Here is a 21,860-nt window from a genome sequence, read left to right as displayed (position 1 = left end):
GGTTCAGCCGAGGAGGGCTTGGGTCATCTGGCGGGTGGTCTGGGTCGCGACGCGGGGGTTGGTCGCGGCGTACGAGGTGTGGGCGTTCAAGCCGGTGGCCAGGGCCCAGCCGCGACCGCGGGTCCAGGTGTCGTCGTCCACGTCGAGCGCGGAGCGGAAGGTGGCTCGCGTCTCGGGCGAGAGGAGGGTGAAGGCGATGGTCAGGTCGCAGGCCGGATCGCCCGTGCCGAGCTCGCCGAAGTCGATGACCGCGCTGAGGCGGCCGTTGGTCGTCAGCAGGTTGCCGGTGTGGAAGTCGCCGTGGAACCAGACCGGTGCGCGGCCCCATCCCGGGGCGGCGAGGGCGGCGTCCCACAGCTCGGACATCGCCGCGGCGTCGAATGCGCCACCGACCTCCGCGATGGCGGATCGCGTCTCCGCGTCCCGCTCGGCCAGCGGCTCGCCGGTGAGGTGCTCGGCCGTTGCGGCATCGATCCGGTGGAGCGCGGTCAGGAACTCGGCCAGCGCGACGGCGGTCTCGTGCGAACCGGACAGGGCGTCGGCGGTCGCGACCTCGCCGTCCAGCCAGCGCGACACCGCCCACGGCCACGGATAGCCGAAGCCCGGTTCGCCCACCGCCACCAGCTCGGGCACGGCCAGCGGCAGGTGCGGGGCGAGCCGGGGCAGCCACTCGGCTTCCTTCCTCGCCTGCTCGGTCGCGCCGTCGTGGCGGGGGAGCCGGACCGACAGCTCCTCGCCCAGCTGGTAGATCACGTGATCCGATCCGGCCGGGGCGAGCAGCCGCAGCGGCAGCCCGGCCCACTGCGGGAACTGCGCGTCGACCAAGCGCCTCGCCAGCGCGGCGTCGATCACCGGTGTCGTCCCGACGGTCAAGAGCAGCTCCCAGGGGTAGTCCGTGGTCCCGCCGGTGCGAGATGACCCCGCACCGGCGGACCGCGGTCGTTGGCAGCGTGTCATGACTTCGCAGTCCGATCAAACCGGTTTTCCCGGCACGATCACTGCTGGCCCGCGAAGCGGGCCGGTTCCAGCGGTGGCAGACCGGACCGGCCGATCAGGCGCTGGGGGCGGAAGTCGGCCAGCGCGTCCGCCGGGGTACCGGTGAGGACTTCCTGCGCTGCGAGGCGGCCCAGTAGCGGGCCGAGGGTGATGCCGCTGTGGGTGGCGAGCGCGTAGATCCTGCCGCTGTCGCCGAGGAATCCGGCGACGGTGAGGCCGTCGGCGGGAATCGCGCGCTGGCCGACCCGGAGCGATTCCAGGCTCGCGCCCTCGGTGCCCGCGAGCAGGTCGTTCAGGCGGCTGCACAGGGTTCGCGCGTGGTCGCCGCCGGCGGATGGCGGGGCAGCCGGGTCCGCGTGGGCGTCGAGGTCCAGGCCTTGCACGATCAGGCGGCCCGCGCCGTCCGGGCGGACGTTGAGGTCCGGCGTGGTCAGCACCCGGTCCAGGCGGGTGGCCAGCGGGCGGGTGTAGCCGAGCAGGCCGACCGTCGCCGAGCCCGCCGCGTCCGGGTCCGCCATCGGGACGCGGTACCCGGCGGCTGCGGTCAGGGTTTCGGTCCAGCGGCCCGTGGCGACCACCACCGCGTCGAAATCCGCCGCGCCACCGGCCAGTTCGACGCGAGCCCGTCCGTCTGCTTCGGAAACCGCGAGCACTTCGGCGGGGCAGCGCAGCTCGGCGCCGTGCTCGCGAGCCTCGCCCCACAGCCGGGCCACCAGCAGAGCCGGGAAGACGTGCCCTTCGGTGGGGTAGAAGGCGATGTCCCGGACCTCGCCCGGCACCCGCAGGTCGGGCACGAGCTCGCGGGCCCGGTCCGGCGTGATCCACTCCACCGGGTAGTCGCGCCCGGTCAGCTCCGCGACCGACGCGGCCAGCCGCTCAGCGCCTGCCGCGTCCTGCGCCCACTCCAGGTTCCCGTTGCGCACCAACCAGTCCGCGCCGGATTTCGCCAGTTCGGCGTGCTCGGCCATGCCCGCGACGTTGAGGTCGTGGTAGGAGCGCGGGTCCTTGCTGTGCGAGTTGGTCCAGGCGAACGACGTGCCCGAGGTACCGGCCAGCGGTGCGGTCCGTTCGAAGACGGTCACCTCGGAGCCGGCGAGCGCCAGCGCGCGGGCGGCAGCGGCCCCCAGCACGCCGAGGCCGATCACGGCGATCTTCATGCTTCTTCCCTCACTAGTTCGCTGCGGACATCTGCACTGGGCTTCCCCGGCGTGGCGAACGCGATCGCCAGCAGCACCACGGTCGACGCGCCGATGCCGTACACCGCGTACGGGACGGTGGTGTCGAGCACCTGCGCCACAGCGCACCCGATGATGCCGGTGAGCATGCTGGCGATCGCGGCGAGCGGGGTGAGCCGGCGGCGCTTGTGCAGCGCGTAGCCGAGGAAGATGGGTGCGGCCAGCGCGGCCGCCGAGTAGGCGTAGGTGGCGACCAGCCAGGTCAGCGCCTTCGGGAACAGGATCGCCAGCACGGCGGCCAGGATCGACACGCCGACCGTGATCAGCCGGGACAGCGACACCGCCTGCCGTTCGCTCTGCTGCTTGCCGACGATGTTCTGGTACACGTCGCGGGTCAGGTTGGCCACCACGGACTGCAGCGCGGCACCGGTGGTGGACACGATCGTCGAGACCAGGAACGCGCCGAAGATCACCACCAGCCAGGTCGGCAGCTGGGTCAGCAGCCAGCCGGCCGCGTCCTCCTCGTTGGCCAGGCCCGGGTTCATCGAGTGCACCGCCAGCCCGATGCACCCGGCGTAGATGCCGCCGATGAGCATGGTCAGGCCGGACAGGCCGAGCCCGCGGCGCGCGTCGGAGACCTTCTTGGTGGCGAAGACCCGCTGGTAGTAGAGCTGGTTGGTGAGCGTGCCGGGCAGGATCGCCGCGACCCACAGCCAGATCTGCTCCCAGCCGACGGCGGTGAAGCCCTCCCAGCCCCACAGCCGCTGCGGCACGGTGGCGGTGATGTGCCCCCAGCCGCCTGCCAGGTGCACGGCGTAGGCGGCCACGCCGAGCGACATCGCGATCATGAAGATGCCGAACACGAAGTCGGTCCAGGCCACCGAGGTCAGCCCGCCCGGCAGCACGAACAGCAGCGACGCCACCATGATCAGCAGGATCAGCGCGGTCGGGGAGACGCCGGTGAGCTGGCCGAAGAGCTGGGCGAAGGCGACGAACTGGGTGGCCAGCCAGCCGAAGGGCACCACCAGGGCGGCCAGCGCGGCGATCGCGGTGACCAGCTTGTGCTGCCCGAAGAGCCTGGTGATGATGTCCGGCACGGTGGTGAAGCGCTGCTGCCGCAGCCACTTCGCGATCAGCATCAGCACGAGGAAGCCGATCAGCACGCAGCCCTCGTAGATGAACACCGACCAGCCGGATCGGTAGCCGATGCCGACGTGCGCGATCAGCACGCCGCCGCCGGTGGCGGTGGCGAACTGGGTGATGATGACGACGATCAGCGGCAACGATTCGCCCGCCGACAGCCAGTCCTGCGAGTTCTTCGCCTTCCGTCCGAAGTAGACGGACATGGCGATGCCGAAGCCGATCACCAGCAGGCTGGCGACGACGATCCCGATGATCTGTCCGGTGGATCCTGTGGGCATGGTCGACCTCCGGTGGTCACGCGCGCGCGAAGCGGTCGGGGTCCAGCTGGGTGATGTCGTGCTCGGTGCTGCCGTGCAGCGCGAGATCGGCGCCGATCTGGCCGAACACCGGGGCGAGCTTGAAGCCGTGGCCGGAGAACCCGGTCATGACCGTGGCGTTGCGGTGCCCGGGCAGCGGGCCCAGCAGGGCGTGCTCGTCCGGGGTGAAGCCCTCGGCGAAGGTGCCGATGCGCACCGGGTGCGGAGTGACGCCGGGCAGCAGCCGTTCCGCGGCGGCCGCGGCCGCGCGGGCGAACTCGGGCTCGGCGCTGCGCGGCAGGTCGTCCGGGCCGGCCAGGGCGGGCCAGCCGAGGTGGTGCGGGACGATCTTGACCGAAACGCCGTCCAGCAGCGGGAAGCAGGAGAACCCGGCCTCCCGGTGGCGGCGGATCGCGATCGGCAGCCGGTCCGGCCGGTGCGCGGCGGTGTCGCGCGCGGCGAACCAGCAGGCGGTGATGCGCCGGATCTCGACCGGCAGCGAGCGCAGCGGTTCCAGCTCGCGCGCCCACGGGCCGGGCGCGAACACGACGTGGTCGACGTCGAAGTCGGTGCCGCCGCTGGTGATCCGCCACCCGTGCGCGGTCTCGGCGACCTCGGTGATCCGGTGGTGGGCGAGCACTTCCGCGCCCGCATCGGCTGCGATGCGCAACGCGGCCTGCACCGCGGGCTCGGGGCGCAGCACGCCCGCGGCCGGGTCGAGCACCATCACTTCGTCGTCGTCGATCCGGTGCTGCGGGAAGCGCTCGCGGGCGAGTTCGGCGTCGAGGACCTCGTGGTCGAGGCCGTGCTCCTCCGCGCACCGCCGCACCGCCAGGACGTCGGGATGGTCGGCGGGGCCGATGGTCAGGCCGCCGCACATCGTCAGCAGCTCGGCGCTCGCGGCCCGTTCCAGCTCGCGCCACAACCGCCCGGCGCGCTGCAGCAGCGGGACGTAGCCGGAGCCCTCCTTGTAGGCGGTGCGGAAGATGCGCGATTCCCCGGCGGAGGCACCGCGGTCGTGACCGGGGGAGTAGGTGTCGAAGGCGAGCACGTCGGCTCCTCGCCGGACGAGCTGCCAGGTCGTCATGGCGCCGATCACGCCGGTGCCGATCACTGCGACGCGAGGTTGGCTCATGGCCGCTCCAGGAGTGCGGAGGAACGCGGAAGAGGGCGCAGTCGTGGGAGGACTGGCGGTGTGGGGAGCTGCACCGGTTCCCGGCGGGAACCGGTACCGGAGGATCAGGAGTCCGGTGTGGACAGAACGGTCTGCTCGATGAAGAACTCGACCAGATCCGGCCGGATGATGTGCCACATGGCTTCGGCGAGCTTGCCGTCGGTGAGCCAGGTCAGCCTGCGGAGCCGGATCACCGCACCGCCCGCGGGCATCCGCAACCGGGTCGCGGTCGCCTGGTCGAGCATGACGGGGTCGATGTAGACCCGGGACTTGGCCGCGGGCACGCCGGTGCGGGCGAAGTAGTCGTGCACGGTCAGGTGCGCCAGGTCCTCGTCCAGCATTCGTGGTGCCAGCGAGAACGGAACGGCGGAGAGCTCGACGGCGATCGGGTTGTCGTCCACGTCGAACTTCAGCCGCCGCAGCTGGTTGACCGGCGTGTCGCCGGGCACGCCGGGGAGTTCGACGTCGGCATCGCGCGCCGGGATCACCGCCGCGGAGTCCACCGCGTGCCTGCCCGGGATCTCCGGGCCCTGCAGCGTCGGGTTCACCACGCGCAGCAGGTTCTCCTGCCGCGCGCCTTCGGCGACGAAGGTGCCGCGCCGCCGGTGGCGCTCCACCAGCCCGGCCTGCGCCAGCTCGGTCAGCGCTCGTTGCGCGGTCGCGCGGCTGACCGAGTGCTGCCGCTGCAGCTCGGCCTCGGTGGGCAGCCGGCTGCCGGGCGGCAGCGCACCGGAGCGGATCCGCTGCTCCAGTTCGGTGCGGATGCGCAGGTACGCCGGGGTTGCCACGAGGTGGAATCTAGCTTGCCGACTTTTGACCGGTCAATAGTCTTTTCGCACGGTCAAATGGAGGCCGGATATGTACGGCCATAGTCGATTCCGGCGCTGTGGAACAGCATTGACATCTCAGGGGCGGCTGACGTTCGATTGGCCGTACAAATCCCTCGGCGGGAAGGAGAGCGGGTCGATGCTTCCGCTGGAAGGCGTGACCGTGGTTTCCCTGGAGCAGGCCGTCGCCGCCCCGTTCGCCACCCGGCAGCTGGCCGATCTCGGCGCGCGGGTGATCAAGGTTGAGCGCCCGACGGGCGATTTCGCCCGCGGTTACGACACGTCGGTGCGGGGACTGTCCAGCCACTTCGTCTGGCTCAACCGCAACAAGGAGAGCATCGTCCTGGACCTCAAGGCGGCGGCCGACCGGGCGGTGATGGATCAGCTGCTGGACCGCGCGGACGTGTTCGTGCAGAACCTCGCCCCGGGCGCGGCGGGACGCCTCGGGCTGGGTGCGGCCGAGCTGCGCGCGAAGAACCCGCGGTTGATCGTGTGCGATCTCTCCGGGTACGGCAGCTCCGGGCCCTACCGCGACAAGAAGGCCTACGACCTGCTGATCCAGTGCGAGACCGGGCTGGTCTCGATCACCGGGAGCCCGGACGAACCGGCCAAGACCGGCATCTCCACCGCCGACATCGCCGGCGGCATGTACGCCTACACCGGCGTGCTCACCGCGCTGTACGAGCGCGAGCGCACCGGGCGCGGCACGGCGTTCGAGGTGTCGCTGTTCGACGCGCTGGGCGAGTGGATGGGTTTTCCGTACTACTACTCCTACAGCGGGACCGAACCGCCGCGAGCCGGAGCGCGCCACGCCGCCATCGCGCCCTACGGGCCGTTCGCCGCCGGCGACGGGGGTCAGGTCTTCCTCGGCGTGCAGAACGAGCGGGAGTGGGTGAAGTTCTGCGAGCAGGTGCTCGACCAGCCCGGCCTGGCCGGTGATCCGCGGTTCGACGCCAACCCGAAGCGGGTGGCCAACGTCTTCGAGCTCAAAGTGGCCATCGAGGCGGTGTTCGCGACGATGAGCAGCGAGCAGATCGAGCAGCGGCTGGAGCAGGTGGGCATCGCCAACGCCCGGATGCGCACCGTGTCCGAATTCGCCGCGCACCCGCAGCTGGCGGCCCGCGACCGCTGGCGCGAGGTCGCCTCCCCGGCCGGACCGCTGCGCACCCTGCTGCCCCCGGTCACCGTCCCCGGACGCGAACCGCGCATGGACCCGATCCCGGAGATCGGCGAGCACACCCAAGCCATCCTGGCCGAACTCGGCGGCCACGCCGAACCACCCCGCGACTGAGCCGCCGGCGGCTCACGGGTGCGGAGGCGCCGTCGGCGGGCGGCGCCTCCTGCCGGGTCAGAGGTGGCGGCCGCCGGTGATCTCCAGGACGCAGCCGGTCATGTACGAGGACAGCCCGGAGGCCAGGAACAGCACGACGTCGGCCACCTCGGAGGGCTCACCGGCGCGCTGCATCGGGATCTCCTGCAGCTTGGCCTGCCAGACGTCCTCGCGCAGCGCCGCGGTCATGTCGGTGCGGATCAGGCCGGGCTGCACCGCGTTGACCCGCACGCCCTTGTGCGCGACCTCCTTGGCCGCCGCCTTGGTCAGGCCGACTATGCCCGCCTTGGCCGCGCTGTAGTTGGTCTGCCCGATCATGCCGACCTTGCCGGAGATCGACGAGATGTTCACGATCGAACCGCTGCCCTGCTCGCGCATCACCGCCGCCGCGGCGCGAGTGCCCAGCCAGGCGCCCTTGACGTGCACGTCCAGGACGGCTTCGAAGTCCTCCAGCGTCATCTTGCGCATCGTGGCGTCGCGGGTGATGCCCGCGTTGTTCACCATCACGTCCAGCGCGCCGAACTCGCCGGTCGCCGCCTCGATCGCCGCCTGCACCGCGTCCGGATCGGTCACGTCGCAGGTCACGCCGAGCGCGCTGCCGCCGAGTTCCGCCGCCGCCTCCTGCGCCTGAGCGCCGTCGATGTCGGCGAGCACGACCTTCGCGCCGTGGGACACGAAGTTCTCCGCGATCGCGAACCCGATGCCCTTGCCGCCGCCGGTGATCACCGCGACCTTGTCCTGCAGCATCAACAACCTCCTCGCAATGTCGGTCACAGCGCCCGTTCGGTGCCGAACAGCGCGGTGACCTGGCTCGACAGCACTCCGCCGTTGCCGTGGGCGAGCGCCACACCGGCGTCGGCGACCTGGCGGGCACCGCACTCGCCGCGCAGCTGGCGCACCGCTTCGATGATGGTGAAGATCCCGTACATCCCGGGATGGCAGTAGGACAACCCGCCGCCGTTGGTGTTCACCGGCAGCTCGCCGCCCGGCGCGATGCGGCCGTCCGCGACGAACGCGCCGCCCTCGCCCTTCGCGCAGAACCCCAGGTCCTCCAGGAACAGGACCGGGTTGATGGTGAAGGCGTCGTAGAGCTCCACCACGTCGACGTCCTGCGGCCCCAGCCCGGCCATCGCGAACGCCCGCCTGCCGGACTCGACCGCCGCGGTGACCGTCAGCTCCGGCATCGCCGAGATGCTGCGGTGCGAGACCGCCTCCCCGCCGCCGAGCAGGAACACCGGCTCGCCGGGCCGGTCGCGGGCGCGGTCCGCGCTGGTCAGCACCACCGCGCCGCCGCCGTCGGTGACCAGGCAGCAGTCCAGCTTGGTCAGCGGATCGCTGATCATCCGCGCGGCCAGCACGTCCTCGCGGGTCAGCGGATCGCGCGCGAAGGCCGCCGGGTTGAGCTGCGCCCACTGCCGCGCGGCGACCGCCACGTCGGCCAGCTGCTCGCGGGTGGTGCCGTACTGGTGCATGTGCCGCGCGGTCGCCATCGCGTACATGCTGACCGGGTGGCGGGCCCGGTAGGGCGCTTCGTACGGGTTGGGCTTGGACGGCGAGACCAGCCTGCCGCCGTCGGAGCGCTGGGTGCTGCCGTAGACGATCAGAGCCGTGCGGATCAGCCCGGCGTCGATCGCCGCGGCGGCGTGCAGCAGGTGCGAGACGAACGAGCTGCCGCCGATGGTCGAGCCGTCCACGTACGCAGGCCGGATGCCCAGGTACTCGGCGGTGTCCATGCCCGACATCGGGTAGTAGGACGACGCGGTGAACAGTCCGTCCACATCGGACTTGTCAAGTCCGGCGTCGGCCAGCGCGCGCACCGTGGCCTGCCCGGCCAGGTCCAGCGGGGTCAGCCCCGGAGCGACCTGCCCGAGATCGGACTCGGCCACGCCGACGACGGCCGTGGTTCCGCGCAAAGTCATGGGCAGTCCCGCCTCTCCGCGTTCTTCAGTGGTGGTTTCGTTTCGGGTGCTCTTGCGTCCTGCGGTTTCTTGTGGCTGGTTCGCATCGCGGTCCCCTGAGATGTGGTTGGCCGAGGGCGTTATGACGCCTCCTCCCGGAACACCGCGACCGGTTGGCCGTCCTGCTCGACGACGGCCAGCCGCACCCGCGTCCCGATGACCACCTGGTCGGCGGCGACGCCCTCGATCCGCGACATCATGCGGAAACCCTCGTCCAGGTCGACCAGCGCGACGTTGTGCGCGCCTTCGCGGGTGCGCACCGCCGTCGTGGAGTAGACGACCCCGCGTCCGCTGCTGCGCTGCCAGGCCAGGTCGTCGCTGCCGCACACCGGGCACAGCACGCGCGGCTGGAACACCGCCGCCGAGCACTTCCGGCAGCGCTGGAACCGCAGTTCACCGGCGGCGAGCCCGTCCCGGAACACCACCTCCGGCGCCCCGTCCAGCGCCATCACATCAGTCATCCGGCATCTTCCTTCCCAGCAGCACGCCCTCGGTGTCCCACTTCCGACTTCGGCGGCCGACTTCCGTCCGAACCACCGGCATGTGACCGACACGCCGACGCATGGCCACATTCCCCACGCCGGGCGGTGAACTTCCCCTGTCCGAAGGGGAAGTCCCATCCCGTGATGGGAGAACCCACGCGATTTCAATGGAAATCAGACGTCTGATTTCCATTGAAATCGCGCAACGACCCGACACGGCGCCGGTGTGTCGTGGTCCCGACACTCCGGGGAGGTCGGCAATTTCAATTGAAATCGACGGTCCGATTTCAATTGAAATCGCGCAACCACCCGCCACAGCACCGGTGCGCCGGGGTTTGATGCGCCGGCCCATCACTCTGCCGGGGTCAGCACGGCCAGGCAGTCCACCGCTATGACGCCCTCGCCCGCCTCGCCGAGCAGCAGCGGGTTCACGTCGAGCTCGGCGATGTCGTCGGCCAGGTCGTGGGCCAGCCAGGACAGGCGCGCCACCGCTTCGGCCGCCGCCCCGAGGTCGCGCGCGGGCTTGCCGCGCACTTCGCCGAACAGGCGGCTGCCGCGCAGCGACAGCAGGAGCCGTTCGGCCGCGTCGACGTCCAGCGGTGCGACACCGACCCGGCTGTCGGCGAGCACGTCGACCAGGACGCCGCCGAAACCGACCACCACGACCGGCCCGAACGCCGGATCGCGCTTGACGCCCACGATGAGCTCGGTGCCCGCGGCCATCCGCTGCACCAGCAGCCGGGCTCCGGGATCACCGGTCTCGCGTGCGATGGTCAGCAATTCCTCCGCCGCCACGCGGATTTCCGCGTCGTGAGTCAGACCGAGCCGCACTCCGCCGATGTCAGATTTGTGCCCGATGCTCCCGGACAGCAGCTTGACCGCCACCGGGCCGCCGAGCTCGTGCGCGGCGGCGACCGCGGCATCCGGTGTCCTGGCGGGGAAAGCCCCCGCGCACGGAATGCCGTAGGCGGCGATCAAGCGGCTCGACTCGTGCTCGTCGAGCTGGGTGCGACCCTCGTCCCGCAGGTCCTGGATGATCGCGCGGACCACCTGCTCGTCGACGTCGTCCGGGCGCTGCGGCTCGGGCAGCGGCGGGCGCAGGCTGAAATCGGCGAGCTTGCCCAGAGCCGCGGCGGCGCGCCCGGGATCGGTGAAGCACGGGATGCCCAGCTCCTGCAGCCGTCGGCGGGGACGGCCGCTGCCACCGGTCCACACCACCACCAACGGCCGGTCGGTGGCCCGGTGAGCCTGCTCGATGGCGTCGATCAGCTGCGCGGAGGCGTTGTCGGCGTTACCCAGCAGCACCGCGATCATGTCCGTGCCGGGATGCCGCACCGCGACGTCGAGGCCGCGCCGCAGCAGATCCGGATCGCTGATCAGCGTGGCGGTCAGGTCGATCGGGTTGCGCGGCGAGCCGTAGGCCGGGATGACCGCGGCCATCTGCTGCTGCCACGCCTGGTCCCACGGCTGCACCAGCAGGCCGTTGTCGCTGGCCACGTCGGCCATGAGCACACCGGCGCCACCCGACAGCGACAGCGTGCTCAACCGGCGACCGCGAGCGCGTCGGCCGCCGGCGAACACCTGCGCGGTGTCGAGCAGCTGTTCCTGCCCGGCGAGCCGGACGATGCCGTGCTGCCGGGCCGCGCCGTCGAACACGGCGTCCTCCCCGGCCAGCGAGGCGGTGTGCGACTGGGCGGCGCGGGCCCCGGCTTCAGAGCTGCCGACCTTCACCACCAGGATCGGTTTGTCCAGCTCGTGCGCCCGGCGCGCCACCGCCAGCAGCTCCCGGCCCCGGTGCACGCCTTCGAGGTAGGCCATCAGCACCTCGACGCCGTCGGTCTCCACCAGCCCGCCCAGCACCTCGGCCACCGACAGGTCGGCTTCGTTGCCGGTGTTGAGGAAGTGCGAGATGCCGAGCCCGGCGTGTTGCGCCGCGCTGAAGATGAACGTGCCGAAGGCACCGCTCTGGCTGACGAAGGCCACCGGCCCGTCGACCAGCGCGGAGCTGTCGTCCATCGCCGAGGTGAAGGTGGGCATCGCGCGGTCGCGCAGGCTGAACATGCCCAGGCAGTTCGGCCCCAGCACCCGGATGCCGGTCTCGGCGATCACCGCCTCCAGCTGCCGCTGCAGGTGCTCGCCGCGGGCACCGATCTCGGCGAAGCCGGACGCGCCGACGATCGCCGCCGGGATGCCGCGCGCGGCGCAGTCGCGCAGCCCGTCGGCGACCTTGTCGGCGGGCAGCATCACCATGGCCAGGTCGATCTCACCGTCGATCTCGTCCAGATCGCGGTAGGCGGGCAGGCCCTGGACCTCCGCGCGCCGGGCGTTGACCGGCAGCAGCCTGCCGGTGTAGCCGAACCGCTTCATCAGCTCGATCGGACGCCCGGACAGCTTGACCGGGTTGTCCGAGGCGCCCAGCACGGCGATCGACCGCGGGTGCAGCAGGCGCTGGATCGCGGAGTTGGCCACGTCAATCCTCCTCGCAGCGGGGACGGGGGAGTGCTCGTATGTCCGGTTCCGCGATTTCAATGGAAATCAGACGTCCGATTTCAATTGAAATCGCGGGCCTGATTTCAATGGAAATCGCGGGTGAACCGCCGCAGGAGCTGCTTGGCGATGATCAGCTTCTGGATCTCGCTGGTGCCCTCGTAGATGCGGAACACCCGGGAATCGCGGTAGAAGCGCTCCACCGGAACGCCGCGCATGTACCCAGACCCGCCGTGCACCTGCACCGCCCGGTCGGCCACCCGGGAGACCATCTCGCTGCAGAACAACTTCGCGCACGAGGGCGCCAGCCTGGTGTCGGCGCCGGAGTCGTACTCGCGCGCCGCCTCCAGCACCATCGACCGCCCCGCGTAGTACTCCGCCTGCGATTCGGCCAGCAGCGCCTGCACCAGCTGGAACCGGCCGATCGGCCGGCCGCCCTGCTCGGCCTCGGCGGCGAAGCGCACCGACTCCTCGACGATCCGCCCGGCCAGGCCCACGCAGATGGCCGCGATGTGCAGCCGCCCGCGCGTCAGCGAGGACATCGCGGCGGCGAACCCGGTGCCCTCCTGGCCGCCGACCAGCGCCACGGCGGGCACCCGCGCGTCGTCGAAGAACACCTCCGCGGTGTGCGCACCGGCCTGGCCCATCTTCGCGTTCGGCGGCCCGATCCGGACCCCGTCCAGCCCGGTCTCGACCAGGAACACCGAGATGCCGCCGTGCACGTCCTCGCCGGTGCGGGCGAAGACCACCAGCACATCGGCGTGCGGCGCGTTGGTGATGAACCGCTTGGCACCGGAGAGCACGTACTCATCGCCGTCGCGGACCGCCTTGGTGCGCACCGAGCTCGGGTCCGAGCCCGCGCCGTCCTCGGTGAGCGCGAAGGAGGCGATCGCCTCGCCGGCGGCCAGCTTCGGCAGCCACCGCTGCTGCTGCTCCGCGGTGCCGTACTTGACGATCACCTGCCCGGCGATGCCGTTGTTGGTGCCGAACATCGACCGGAACGCCGGGACCGCGTAACCCAGCTCCATGGCCAGCCGGACGTCCTCGCTCATCGACAGGCCGAGCCCGCCGTGCTCTTCCGGCAGCGCGAAGCCGAACAAGCCCATGCCGGCGGCAGCCTCGCGCAGCCGCGCCGGGATGGCATCGGTCCGCTCGATCTCGTCCTCGGCGGGCACCACCTCGCCGCGGACGAAGTCGCGCACCGTGCGCAGCACGTCGTCGAACACGTTCGGATCCATCGCACCACCCATCATTCGGCCCCGGCCCTGGCGCCGGAGGTCTCGGTCTCCGCGGCGAGCCGCGCGGAGCGGGTCAGCAGGGCCCGGACGCCGATCAGCGACATCAGCACGGTGACGACCGCCCAGCCGACCACCGGCACGATCGAGCCGAAGGAGGTCAGCAGCAGCTGCCCGATCATCGGGGTGGTGCCGCCGAGCAGCGTCCCGGCCAGGCCGTAGGACAGCGAGATCGCGGTGTAGCGCACGCGCGCCGGGAACGCGTCGGCCAGCACACCGGCGAGGATCGAGTAGAACATCACGTGCGGCAGCGTCGCGGCCACCATGCCGACCACCGACCACGCGAAGCTGCCGGTGCTGATCAGCACGAACATCAGCGGCATGACCGGCAGTTCGGCGACCAGCAGGATGGTGACGACCTTGCGCACGCCGAACCGGCTGGCCAGCACCGCGCCGAAGGGCTGCACGAAGAACTGGGTGATGCTGGCGATGAGCACCACGGTCATGAACGTCTCGCGCTCGAAGCCCAGCTCGTTGGTCGCCCACGACACCGCGAAGGTGTTCTTGAAGTACGCCGCGGAGAACACGATCGCGCAGGCGAACACGCCGAGCACCACCAGCCCGGTGTGGTGCCGGAAGGTGTCCAGCAGCGGGAACCTCGCGACCTGCCCGGTCTCCTTGAGCCTGGTCAGCTGCGGCGATTCGGCGATGCTCAGCCGGATCACCAGGCCCAGCACCACCAGCACCGCCGAGGCCAGGAACGGGATGCGCCAGCCCCAGCTGTAGAAGTCGTCGTCGGGCAGCTGCGAGACGAGGGTGAAGGCCAGCGCGGACAGGATCTGGCCGGACGGCGAGCCCTGCTGGGCCCAGGAACCGGAGGTGATGCTGCGGCCCTTCGGCGCGTGCTCGGTGGCGATGAGCACCGCGCCGCCCCACTCGCCGCCGACGGCCAGGCCCTGCACGACGCGCAGCAGCACCAGCAGGATCGGCGCGGCGATGCCGATGGTGGCGTAGGTGGGCAGCAGGCCGATGCCGACGGTGGTGAAGCCCATCAGCAGCAGCGTGATGATCAGCGCCTTCTTCCGGCCCACCCGGTCGCCGAGGTGGCCGAAGACGATGCCGCCCAGCGGGCGGGCCAGGAAGCCGACCCAGAACGTCGCGAACGACACCAGCACGCCGATCGCGGGCGTGACCACCGGGAAGAACAGCTTGCCGAACACCAGCGCGGAGGCGGTGCCGTAGATGTAGAAGTCGTACCACTCGATGCTGGTGCCGACGAACGAGGCGATGCCCGCTCTGCGGCCCATCCTCTCCTGCTCGGAAAGACGTCTCATCGCACTGGCTCCGTCCGGACTCCTGCCGCAGCAGGTCGAAAACCGTTGGGACGCCGGATGATTCGGCAACACGGTGAGCGCCGCGCCGCGATCCCGGTGCCTCGAAGCTAGGTCAGCGGATGTGTTCCGTCTAACACCAAAATCGGTTAGGTTTGATTCGGCTGCGCGACACAATGCGCGTTGACCTGGGCAAAGCCGCTCGTGGTCGGGAGGTCGGTGTGGAACTGCGCCACCTGCAGGCGTTCGTCGCCGTCGCCGAGGAGTTGAACTTCCGGCGCGCCGCGGTCCGGTTGCACATGTCCCAGCCGCCGCTGTCCCAGCAGATCAAGCGCTTGGAGCACGAGGTCGGCGTGCCGCTGCTGCGGCGCACCACGCGGCAGGTCGCGCTCACCGCGGCGGGCGAGGCCTTCCTGCGCGAGGCGCGCAAAACGCTGGAATCGGCCGAAGCGGCGCCCAGGCTGGCGCGGCAGGCGGCGGCCGGTGAGATCGGGACGGTGCGGCTCGGGTTCAGCGGGCAGACCTCCTACCAGGTGATGCTGCTGATCGTGCGCAAGTTCCGGGAGCGCTACCCGGACGTGCGCTTCGAGATCCTCAGCCCGCTCTACGGCGGCGAGCTGGTCGACCGGATCCACCAGCAGGAGGTCGACGCCGGGCTGCTGCGGCTGCCGGTGCCGACCGAGGGCCTGCGCGTGCGGGAGCTGGAGCGGCACCCGCTGGCGGTGGCCCTGCCGGAGCACCACCGCCTGGTCGGTCGCGGCATCGGGATGGCCGACCTGCGCGGCGAGCCGGTGATCAGCTACCCGACCAACCGGGGATCGGTGGTCAACCAGCTGGTGCAGGCCGCCTGCCTGCGCCACGGCTTCAGTCCGCGCTTCGTGCAGGAAGCGCCGGACACCCACACGATCCTGTCCTTGGTGGGCGCCGGCTCCGGGGTCGGTCTGGTCCCGGCGACCGCGGGGCACCTGAAGGTGCCGGGCGTGGTGCTGGTGCCGGTGCACGACGCGCCGCCGGTCCCGCTGGCGCTGGTGTGGCGAGCCGACGACGCGAACCCGGCCCTGGCCGGTCTGGTCGCGCTCCTCGACGAGGTCGTCGCCGAGCTCTGACCCTCGGCCGGCGAGTTACCCGAACGGGCTACTGCGCCGCAATTTCAATTGAAATCAGACGTGCGATTTCCATTGAAATTGCAGTCCGACGATCTGCGTCACATCGTCCATTGTGGATGCACTGGCGAGTTTTCCTTGGTGTGCATGGGAAATGTAGAAATGTGGCGCAGTGCACTTCGATTCGGCGTAACTCCGGCGCGGTGGGCTGCGACATGCACGGTGGACAACCGGTCGACGTCGACCGGTCCGCACATCTGAACAAGGAGGTCTTTGGTGACTGCCGACCGACCGGAGCGTCGGGCTTGGTGGATCTGGGGCGCGGCGGTGATCGCCTATCTCGCCGCGGTTTTTCACAGAGGTAGCTTGGGGGTCGCCGGAACGCAGGCGCTGGACCGCTTCGACGTCGGTCCGGCCGCGCTGAGCGCGTTCACGGTCCTGCAGGTCGGCATCTACGCCGGCATGCAGATTCCCACCGGATTGCTGGTGGACCGCTTCGGTTCCCGCCGGGTGATCACCATCGCGGTGGTGCTCCTGGGAACCGGGCAAGTGCTCTTCGCCGTCGCCGACTCGTACTCGGCGGGCCTGGTGGCCCGCGCGGTGCTGGGTCTGGGCGACGCGCTGATGTGGGTGAGCATCCTCCGGCTGGTGGCATCGCACTTCTCCGCCCGCCGGTACGCACTGGTGGCAACGGTGTCCAGCGCGCTGGGGGCGCTGGGGGGCGTTGCGGCCACGTTCCCGCTCGCGATGGCGCTGCAGAACCTGGGCTGGACGGCGACCTTCCTGCTGGTGGGGGCGCTGACGCTGGGATACGCGGCGGTGACCGGCACGGTCGTGCGGGACGTCGCGCCGGGCGGTGCGCAGCCGCGCCGCAGCGGAGCGGTGTTCCAGCAGGTGCGCGACGCGTGGTCGGTGCCGGGCACCAGGCTGGCGTTCTGGACGCACTTCAGCACGCTGTTCGCCTCGGGTGCGCTGACGCTGCTGTGGGGCTTCCCGTACCTGGTGAACGGGCTCGGCGTGGCCGCGCCGACGGCGAGCGTGCTGCTCAGCCTGCTGATCATCGGCCAGGTCGTCGGCGGTCCGCTGGTGGGTGCGCTGATCGGCCGCCGACCGGAGTGGCGGATGTGGATCGTGCTCGGCTACCTGGCGATCAACGCGCTGTCCTGGGTGGTGCTGCTGACCTGGCCGCAGGGGCGCCCGCCGATCGCGGTGATCGCGACGACGTTCTTGATCTTCGCCCTGGGCGGCCCGGTTTCGTCCGTGGCCATGGTCCTGGCGCGCGACTTCAACCCGATGCACCAGGTCGGCACGGCGACCGGCCTCGCCAACTCCGGCGGTCACTCCGCGACGGCGCTGGGCGTGCTGTTCGTCGGGCTGCTCCTGGACCTGGGGCAGGGCATGCCGGGCGGTTCGGAGTACCGGGTCGCGATGCTGGCGCTGGTGGCGCTGCTGCTGTTCGGCGCTTCCCGCACGGTGGTGTGGTGGCGCCGCGCTCGTGCGGAGGTCTTCGCGGCGCAAGCCCGGGGCGAAGGCGTGCCGGTGCTGCTTACCCGTCACCGCTGGGATCTCGCGACTCCGCGCCGACCCGTCGCCGCCTGATCCGATCGCCGAAGGGCACCTCCGAGCCGTCGGAGGTGCCCTTCGGCGTGCCGGCTCGACATGCGTGTCATACTTGTATGAAAAGTATGACCGATTGTCGTGGGAGGCGTTGTGAACGTCAAGGACCTGCCGCCCGAGCCCGGCAAGTTCGCCGGGACCGTCAAGGTCGGGGAGAAGGGCCAGATCGTCATTCCCAAGGGAGCGCGGGACCTGTTCGGGATCAACCCCGGCGACACCCTGCTGCTGCTGGCCGATGTCGAGCAGGGGATCGCGATCGTGCGCCAGGACCTCTTCGACAGCTTCATCGCCCAGGCCATGCCGTCGCGGCCGGGCGCGGAGCGAGCCGCGGACGAGAAGTGATCGTCGCGGTTGAGCGGGTTCACCGCCACCGGGCCGCGGGTGCGGATTCCCGGCGGGCTGCTCGCGCCAGCCGGGCCGGTGCGGTTTCCGGCAGGAACAGCAGGCAGACCAGCGACAGCGTCAGCAGCGCGGCCAGGTAGTAGCCGACGTTGAGCGGTTCGCCGGTGCCCGCGATGATCCGGTTCGCGATCATCGGCGTGATGCCGCCGCCGAGCACCGCGCCAAGGTGGTAGCCGAGGCCGACGCCGGACTGCCGCTTCTCGCGCGGGAACGCCTCGGCGAAGAAGGTGTACATCGGTCCGAAGAGGACACCGGTGCCGATGAATCCCAGCACCACGGCGGTGTTCACCGCGAAGACGGTGCCCGCCGAGGCGATCGGGAACATCACCAGCGCGGCGGCCAGGGACAGCACGGCTCCGGTGAGCATGACCGGCTTGCGCCCGATGCGATCGGACAGCCACGCGGCGGTGATGTTGAGGATCGCGTGGCAGGCCAGGCCCAGCAGGGAGCCGTTCACGATCGCCTGGCGCGGCAGCCCGAGCCCTTCGGGCGCGTCGGCGGTGGCGTAGGACAGCATGAAGGTCAGCAGCGTGAAAGTGGTCGCGGTGAGCCCGATGTTGACCCCGGCGGTCAGCGCGATGCGCCGCCAGTCGGACTTGATCACGTCCAGCAGCGGTCGCGCGACACGGGCGTCCTGCGCTTCGTCGGCGACCATCTTCTGGAAGACCGGGCTCTCCGCCACGCCCTTGCGCACCCACAGCCCGAGCAGCAGCACCAGGCCACCGGCCAGGAACGGCACCCGCCAGCCCCAGTCCCGCACCTCCTCGTCCGGCAGGAACAGGACCATGGCGAAGGCGAAGTTCGCCAGGATCGTCCCGACCGGTGAGCCGAGGGCGACGAACGAGCCGTACACGCCGCGACGGTGCACGGGCGCGTGCTCGATCGCGAGCACCGCGGCCCCGGCGCTCTCGCCGCCGCGAGCCACGCCGTGCAGCAACCTGAGCGTGACGAGCAGCAGCGGCGCGGCGACGCCGATGACCGCGTACCCCGGCAGCACACCCATGCCCAGCGTGGCCAGCCCCATCAGCAGGAACGCGGCCGACAGCGCCGTCCGCCGGCCCTTGCGGTCGCCGATCCAGCCGAACACCGCGGCGCCGAGCGGAGCCATCACGAACCCGGCGGCGAAGGTCGACAGGCTGAGGAAGGTGCCCAGCCAGGCGTCACCGGTCTTGAAGAAGACATCACCGAACACCAGCGCCGCGGCGGTGCCGTAGATGGTGAAGTCGTACAGCTCCAGGGAGGTGCCGACACCTGCGGCCACCCCCACCCGCAGCACGCTGGAAGACTGCTCTTCCTGCCGGGTCGAAGTCATCGGAGGTCCTCACGCGAGGTCAGTGGTGACCGACACGTTAGGAAGTCCGGTGAACCGCACCCAGTGGTGAATCCCTCACGGGGCTAGGGGAATCCTGTACCGCGGCAGGAAAAGCAGCGACCCCGGGGCCGTTTCCCGTCGGTGGTCCGACGGGCCGAACCGGACGCAGTTCGGAGCCCCGGGGCCGGGTAGCTGCCTGGTATTCGCCGACCGCTCACCCGCGCGACCAACGCACGCTGGGCCGGCTGGGCGGTCCTAGCGGACAGCCACCTCACAAGTCCTGTACGTCTTCAACGTCGGACCACCTCCTTTCCTGTGTACCGAGGAGGTTAGGTCCCGGCCCGCGAGACGGGCAACTGATTTTTCCGCGCGCCCGGTCAGGCGGAGACGAGCCGGGTGCCCGCGACCGCGTCGCTGTCGATGAGGCTGCCGTCGCCGCCGGGAACGGTGGGCAGGTCGCGCGCGGTGATCCCGTCGAGGTAGAGCCCCGCCTCCTCGCCGGCCCCGGCCGCGGCCGCGGACCGGCGGCGCACGTCGATGCTCTTCACCCGCACGGCGCGCTCGTCCCCGGCGAGGTGCAGGACGGCGTCCTGCCCCGGCTGCACCTGCCCGCTCTCGACGCGACCGGTGAACACCACTCCGCGCATCGGCACCGAGAAGACGTTCGCCACGACGAACGCGAACGGCTGCGGTGGCCCGGTCGGCGTCTTGCGCCGCGAGAAGAGTCCCATGACCAGCAGCTTAGGCTCGCTGTCCGGCGCTGATCAGCGCGGTCGCCGCCCGGCCCGGCCAGCACGACGGCCGCACCGGCCAGCGGAACGAGCGCGGCCGCGAACGCGGTGACCCACGACGTCGCGGTGGCCAGCGGATGCCCGAGCGCGACGAGCCCGACGGCGATCGCGGGCAGCCCGGCGCCCAGGTAGAAGGCGAGGTGCAGCGCGCCGGTGATGGCACCGCGCTCGCCCGCCGGCGCGACCGCGTCGACGGCTGCCGCCGCGCCACCGTAGGCCAAGCCGTGCCCGGCACCGGCCACGACGGCGGCGAGCAGGGTGATCGGGACCGAACCGCCTGCGCCGCCCGCCAGCAGGACGAGGCTGGCCAGCAGTGCGCCGAGCCCGGTGAGCTGGGCGTTCCGGGCGCCGAGCCGGGGAACGAGAGGCTGGGTCAGCACCGAGCAGATCAGCACCGCTCCCAGGATCGCGCCGATCACCGCCTGATCGCCCTGCGCGCTCCGGTCGAGGAGCGCCGGGATGACCGCGAGGAACAGGCCCGCCACCGTCCAGGCGAGGAACCCGGTCGCCGCGGCCGAGGCGAAGACCACCCGGGTGCCCGGCGGGATCTGCGGCCGGGTCGGTGTCCACCGGCCAGTCTGCGGCGCGGATCCGGTCAGCTTCGCCACGCGCCGCCATCCGATCCCGAGCAGCACCAGGTGCAGGAGGAACGGCAGGACGTGCGGTGCGGGCGCGTACTCGGCGAGCGCCCCGCCCGCGATCGGTCCCGCGGCCGTGCCCGCGACGAAAGCGGTGCTGGCCAGCACCGCGCCGCTCACCCGGCCGGACGTCCGCTCGCTGATCAACGAGCTGGCCGCCCCGGTCACCGCGCCCAGCGCTAGTCCTTGCGCGGCTCGCGCGACCAGCAGCCACTCCAGGCCGGAGGCGAATGCGAAGCAGGCCGACCCGATGGCCGCCAGCGCGATGCTGATCCGCAGCACCGACCGCGGCCCCATGACATCGGAGGCCGAGCCGAACAGCAGCAGAGCGGGCGCGCTGACCAGCGCGAACGTCGCGTAGATCAGCGTCATGGCGAGATCGCTGACCGCGAATGCGTCCTGGTAGGCCGGGTACAGCGGACTGGGCAGGTAGGCCCCGGCCGTCAGCACGACAAGAACGAACAGGCCGGTGCGCAGCTCACGCGCGCGGTCGACGAGGGGCACCGGAGCGGGGGAGTTCGCGAGCGTCACGCCTCCCAGGTTGGCCGCTGCAACTCGGAAAGAAAATCAAACGATCTGCAACAGAACCGTGCAAAATGGTTGCATGATCGATCCGCGGCTCAAGGTGCTCCAGCTGGTGGCCCACCACGGCACGGTCACCGCCGCTGCCGCGGCTCTGCACTACACCCCCTCGGCCGTCTCCTACCAGCTCCGGCAGCTTGCCGAGGAGCTCGGCGTCGAGCTGGTGGCCCAGCGCGGTCGCGGGATCCAGCTGACCGCGGCGGCCCGGGCGCTGCTGCGGCACGTGGAGGCCTTGCAGGCGCAGGCCGAACGCGCCTACGCCGAGCTCGCGTCGCTGTCCGAGGAACCCAGCGGCTCGTTCACGCTGTGCGGTTTCTCCACCGCTGCGACGAATCTGCTGCCTCCTGCGGCCGCGGCGCTGCGCGAGCGCCACCCGGGTCTGCGGGTGCGGGTGATCGAAGCCGAACCGGCCCGGTGCTTCGACCTGCTGCTGGCCGGTGAGGCGGACCTCGCGCTGGTGATCAACTCGGCGGACACGCCGTCCACCGCCGACGAGCGCTTCGACCAGCAGCCGCTGCTGGACGACCCGCTGGACCTGGTGGTGCCCGCGCGGCACCGCCTGACGGAGTTCCGCGCGGTCACCCTCGCCGACGCCGCCGACGAGCCGTGGATCGTGGCGCTGCCCGGCGGCGCCTACCACGATCTCGTCCGAACCGCCTGCATGGCAGCGGGTTTCACGCCGAACATCGCCCACTACGCCAACGAGTGGGACACGGGTGCGGCCCTGGTGGCCCACGGCTTCGGCATCATCCTGGTGCCGCGCCTGGCCCGACTGCACGACGACTGGCCGGTCGTCCGCCTGCCCCTGCACGGAGAACCGGCCCCGGCCCGCCGGATCACGGCGGCAACCCGCCTCGGCCGCCGAGACCACCCAGCAGTAGCAGCGTCCCTCGAATCGATCAGCGCCACGGCGGCAACGCTGCTCCCGCCGTCACGCCTTTGACGACCGCGACCGGGTGATCCGCCATGACGTCCGAAGTG

19 protein-coding genes are annotated in these 21,860 nt (G+C 71.1%); 5 read left to right on the top strand and 14 right to left on the bottom strand.

Going from position 1 to position 21,860, the window contains the following annotated elements; translation table 11 throughout:
* Positions 1 to 3: 3 nt before the first annotated feature.
* The 5 genes from C4T78_RS12355 to C4T78_RS12335 all read right to left on the bottom strand — a co-directional run bounded on the left by C4T78_RS12355 (position 4) and on the right by C4T78_RS12335 (position 5,572).
* Positions 4 to 873 carry an aminoglycoside phosphotransferase family protein gene (locus tag C4T78_RS12355; RefSeq protein WP_218161716.1) on the bottom strand — a complete coding sequence of 290 codons (870 nt, stop codon included), beginning with the start codon at positions 871 to 873 and terminating at the stop codon, positions 4 to 6.
* Between the two features lie 122 nt (positions 874 to 995).
* Positions 996 to 2,153 carry an NAD(P)/FAD-dependent oxidoreductase gene (locus C4T78_RS12350; protein ID WP_093357332.1) on the bottom strand — a complete coding sequence of 386 codons (1,158 nt, stop codon included), beginning with the start codon at positions 2,151 to 2,153 and terminating at the stop codon, positions 996 to 998.
* Positions 2,150 to 3,592, bottom strand: coding sequence for a sodium:solute symporter family protein (locus tag C4T78_RS12345; RefSeq protein WP_093357330.1), 1,443 nt, complete (start codon positions 3,590 to 3,592; stop codon positions 2,150 to 2,152). The genes C4T78_RS12350 and C4T78_RS12345 overlap by 4 nt, the downstream gene beginning before the upstream one ends.
* 16 nt (positions 3,593 to 3,608) lie before the next feature.
* Positions 3,609 to 4,745 carry an N-methyl-L-tryptophan oxidase gene (solA, locus tag C4T78_RS12340; RefSeq protein ID WP_093357329.1) on the bottom strand — a complete coding sequence of 379 codons (1,137 nt, stop codon included), beginning with the start codon at positions 4,743 to 4,745 and terminating at the stop codon, positions 3,609 to 3,611.
* Positions 4,746 to 4,849: 104 nt separating this feature from the next.
* Entirely contained in the window at positions 4,850 to 5,572 is a 723-nt protein-coding gene (locus C4T78_RS12335) for a GntR family transcriptional regulator (protein ID WP_093357328.1), read from the bottom strand.
* A 178-nt stretch (positions 5,573 to 5,750) separates the two neighbouring features.
* Here C4T78_RS12335 and C4T78_RS12330 point away from each other — a divergent pair, with 178 nt between their 5' ends.
* Positions 5,751 to 6,902, top strand: a complete 1,152-nt coding sequence (locus C4T78_RS12330; protein WP_093357326.1) for a CaiB/BaiF CoA transferase family protein — start codon at positions 5,751 to 5,753, stop codon at positions 6,900 to 6,902.
* A 57-nt stretch (positions 6,903 to 6,959) separates the two neighbouring features.
* On the opposite strand, the gene fabG is transcribed toward C4T78_RS12330, so the two are convergent.
* From fabG to C4T78_RS12300, 6 genes are all read right to left on the bottom strand, one after another.
* Positions 6,960 to 7,688, bottom strand: a complete 729-nt coding sequence (fabG, locus tag C4T78_RS12325) for a 3-oxoacyl-ACP reductase FabG (RefSeq protein WP_093357325.1) — start codon at positions 7,686 to 7,688, stop codon at positions 6,960 to 6,962.
* A gap of 23 nt (positions 7,689 to 7,711) precedes the next feature.
* The gene (locus tag C4T78_RS12320; protein WP_093357324.1) at positions 7,712 to 8,860 is read right to left on the bottom strand and encodes a thiolase family protein; all 1,149 of its coding nucleotides are present in this window, start codon (positions 8,858 to 8,860) and stop codon (positions 7,712 to 7,714) included.
* A 119-nt stretch (positions 8,861 to 8,979) separates the two neighbouring features.
* Positions 8,980 to 9,360, bottom strand: a complete 381-nt coding sequence (locus tag C4T78_RS12315) for a Zn-ribbon domain-containing OB-fold protein (RefSeq protein WP_093357323.1) — start codon at positions 9,358 to 9,360, stop codon at positions 8,980 to 8,982.
* 372 nt (positions 9,361 to 9,732) lie between these two features.
* Positions 9,733 to 11,850, bottom strand: a complete 2,118-nt coding sequence (locus C4T78_RS12310; RefSeq protein WP_177247765.1) for an acetate--CoA ligase family protein — start codon at positions 11,848 to 11,850, stop codon at positions 9,733 to 9,735.
* A gap of 104 nt (positions 11,851 to 11,954) precedes the next feature.
* Positions 11,955 to 13,106: an acyl-CoA dehydrogenase family protein gene (locus tag C4T78_RS12305; RefSeq protein WP_093357443.1), complete on the bottom strand. Its 1,152-nt coding sequence runs from the start codon at positions 13,104 to 13,106 to the stop codon at positions 11,955 to 11,957.
* 11 nt (positions 13,107 to 13,117) lie between these two features.
* A complete protein-coding gene (locus tag C4T78_RS12300; protein ID WP_235863800.1) occupies positions 13,118 to 14,437 on the bottom strand; it encodes an MFS transporter in 1,320 nt (439 codons plus the stop codon).
* Positions 14,438 to 14,655: 218 nt separating this feature from the next.
* On the opposite strand from C4T78_RS12300, the gene C4T78_RS12295 reads away from it, so the two are divergent.
* The 3 genes from C4T78_RS12295 (at position 14,656) to C4T78_RS12285 (ending at position 17,496) form a co-directional block, all read left to right on the top strand.
* Positions 14,656 to 15,540 (top strand): LysR substrate-binding domain-containing protein, encoded by an 885-nt coding sequence (locus C4T78_RS12295; RefSeq protein ID WP_177247764.1) that lies wholly within the window; start codon positions 14,656 to 14,658, stop codon positions 15,538 to 15,540.
* 273 nt (positions 15,541 to 15,813) lie between these two features.
* Positions 15,814 to 17,136: an MFS transporter gene (locus tag C4T78_RS12290; RefSeq protein WP_093357318.1), complete on the top strand. Its 1,323-nt coding sequence runs from the start codon at positions 15,814 to 15,816 to the stop codon at positions 17,134 to 17,136.
* 111 nt (positions 17,137 to 17,247) lie between these two features.
* The gene (locus tag C4T78_RS12285) at positions 17,248 to 17,496 is read left to right on the top strand and encodes an AbrB/MazE/SpoVT family DNA-binding domain-containing protein (protein WP_093357316.1); all 249 of its coding nucleotides are present in this window, start codon (positions 17,248 to 17,250) and stop codon (positions 17,494 to 17,496) included.
* Between the two features lie 19 nt (positions 17,497 to 17,515).
* Here the strand turns inward: C4T78_RS12285 and C4T78_RS12280 are convergent, their stop codons facing one another.
* The 3 genes from C4T78_RS12280 to C4T78_RS12270 all read right to left on the bottom strand — a co-directional run bounded on the left by C4T78_RS12280 (position 17,516) and on the right by C4T78_RS12270 (position 20,828).
* Positions 17,516 to 18,868 carry an MFS transporter gene (locus C4T78_RS12280; RefSeq protein WP_093357315.1) on the bottom strand — a complete coding sequence of 451 codons (1,353 nt, stop codon included), beginning with the start codon at positions 18,866 to 18,868 and terminating at the stop codon, positions 17,516 to 17,518.
* 377 nt (positions 18,869 to 19,245) lie between these two features.
* On the bottom strand, positions 19,246 to 19,422 hold the full coding sequence (locus C4T78_RS36380; RefSeq protein ID WP_177247763.1) for a hypothetical protein: 177 nt from the start codon (positions 19,420 to 19,422) through the stop codon (positions 19,246 to 19,248).
* A complete protein-coding gene (locus tag C4T78_RS12270; protein WP_235863799.1) occupies positions 19,413 to 20,828 on the bottom strand; it encodes an MFS transporter in 1,416 nt (471 codons plus the stop codon). The genes C4T78_RS36380 and C4T78_RS12270 overlap by 10 nt, the downstream gene beginning before the upstream one ends.
* Before the next feature lie 73 nt (positions 20,829 to 20,901).
* Between C4T78_RS12270 and C4T78_RS12265 the strand changes: the two genes are divergently transcribed.
* Entirely contained in the window at positions 20,902 to 21,822 is a 921-nt protein-coding gene (locus C4T78_RS12265; protein ID WP_093357312.1) for a LysR substrate-binding domain-containing protein, read from the top strand.
* The last annotated feature ends 38 nt before the right edge of the window (positions 21,823 to 21,860 follow it).

This window comes from Saccharopolyspora kobensis, from assembly GCF_900108315.1.
Taxonomy (GTDB): domain Bacteria; phylum Actinomycetota; class Actinomycetes; order Mycobacteriales; family Pseudonocardiaceae; genus Saccharopolyspora; species Saccharopolyspora kobensis.
This window is presented reverse-complemented; position numbering and strand designations above follow the sequence as displayed.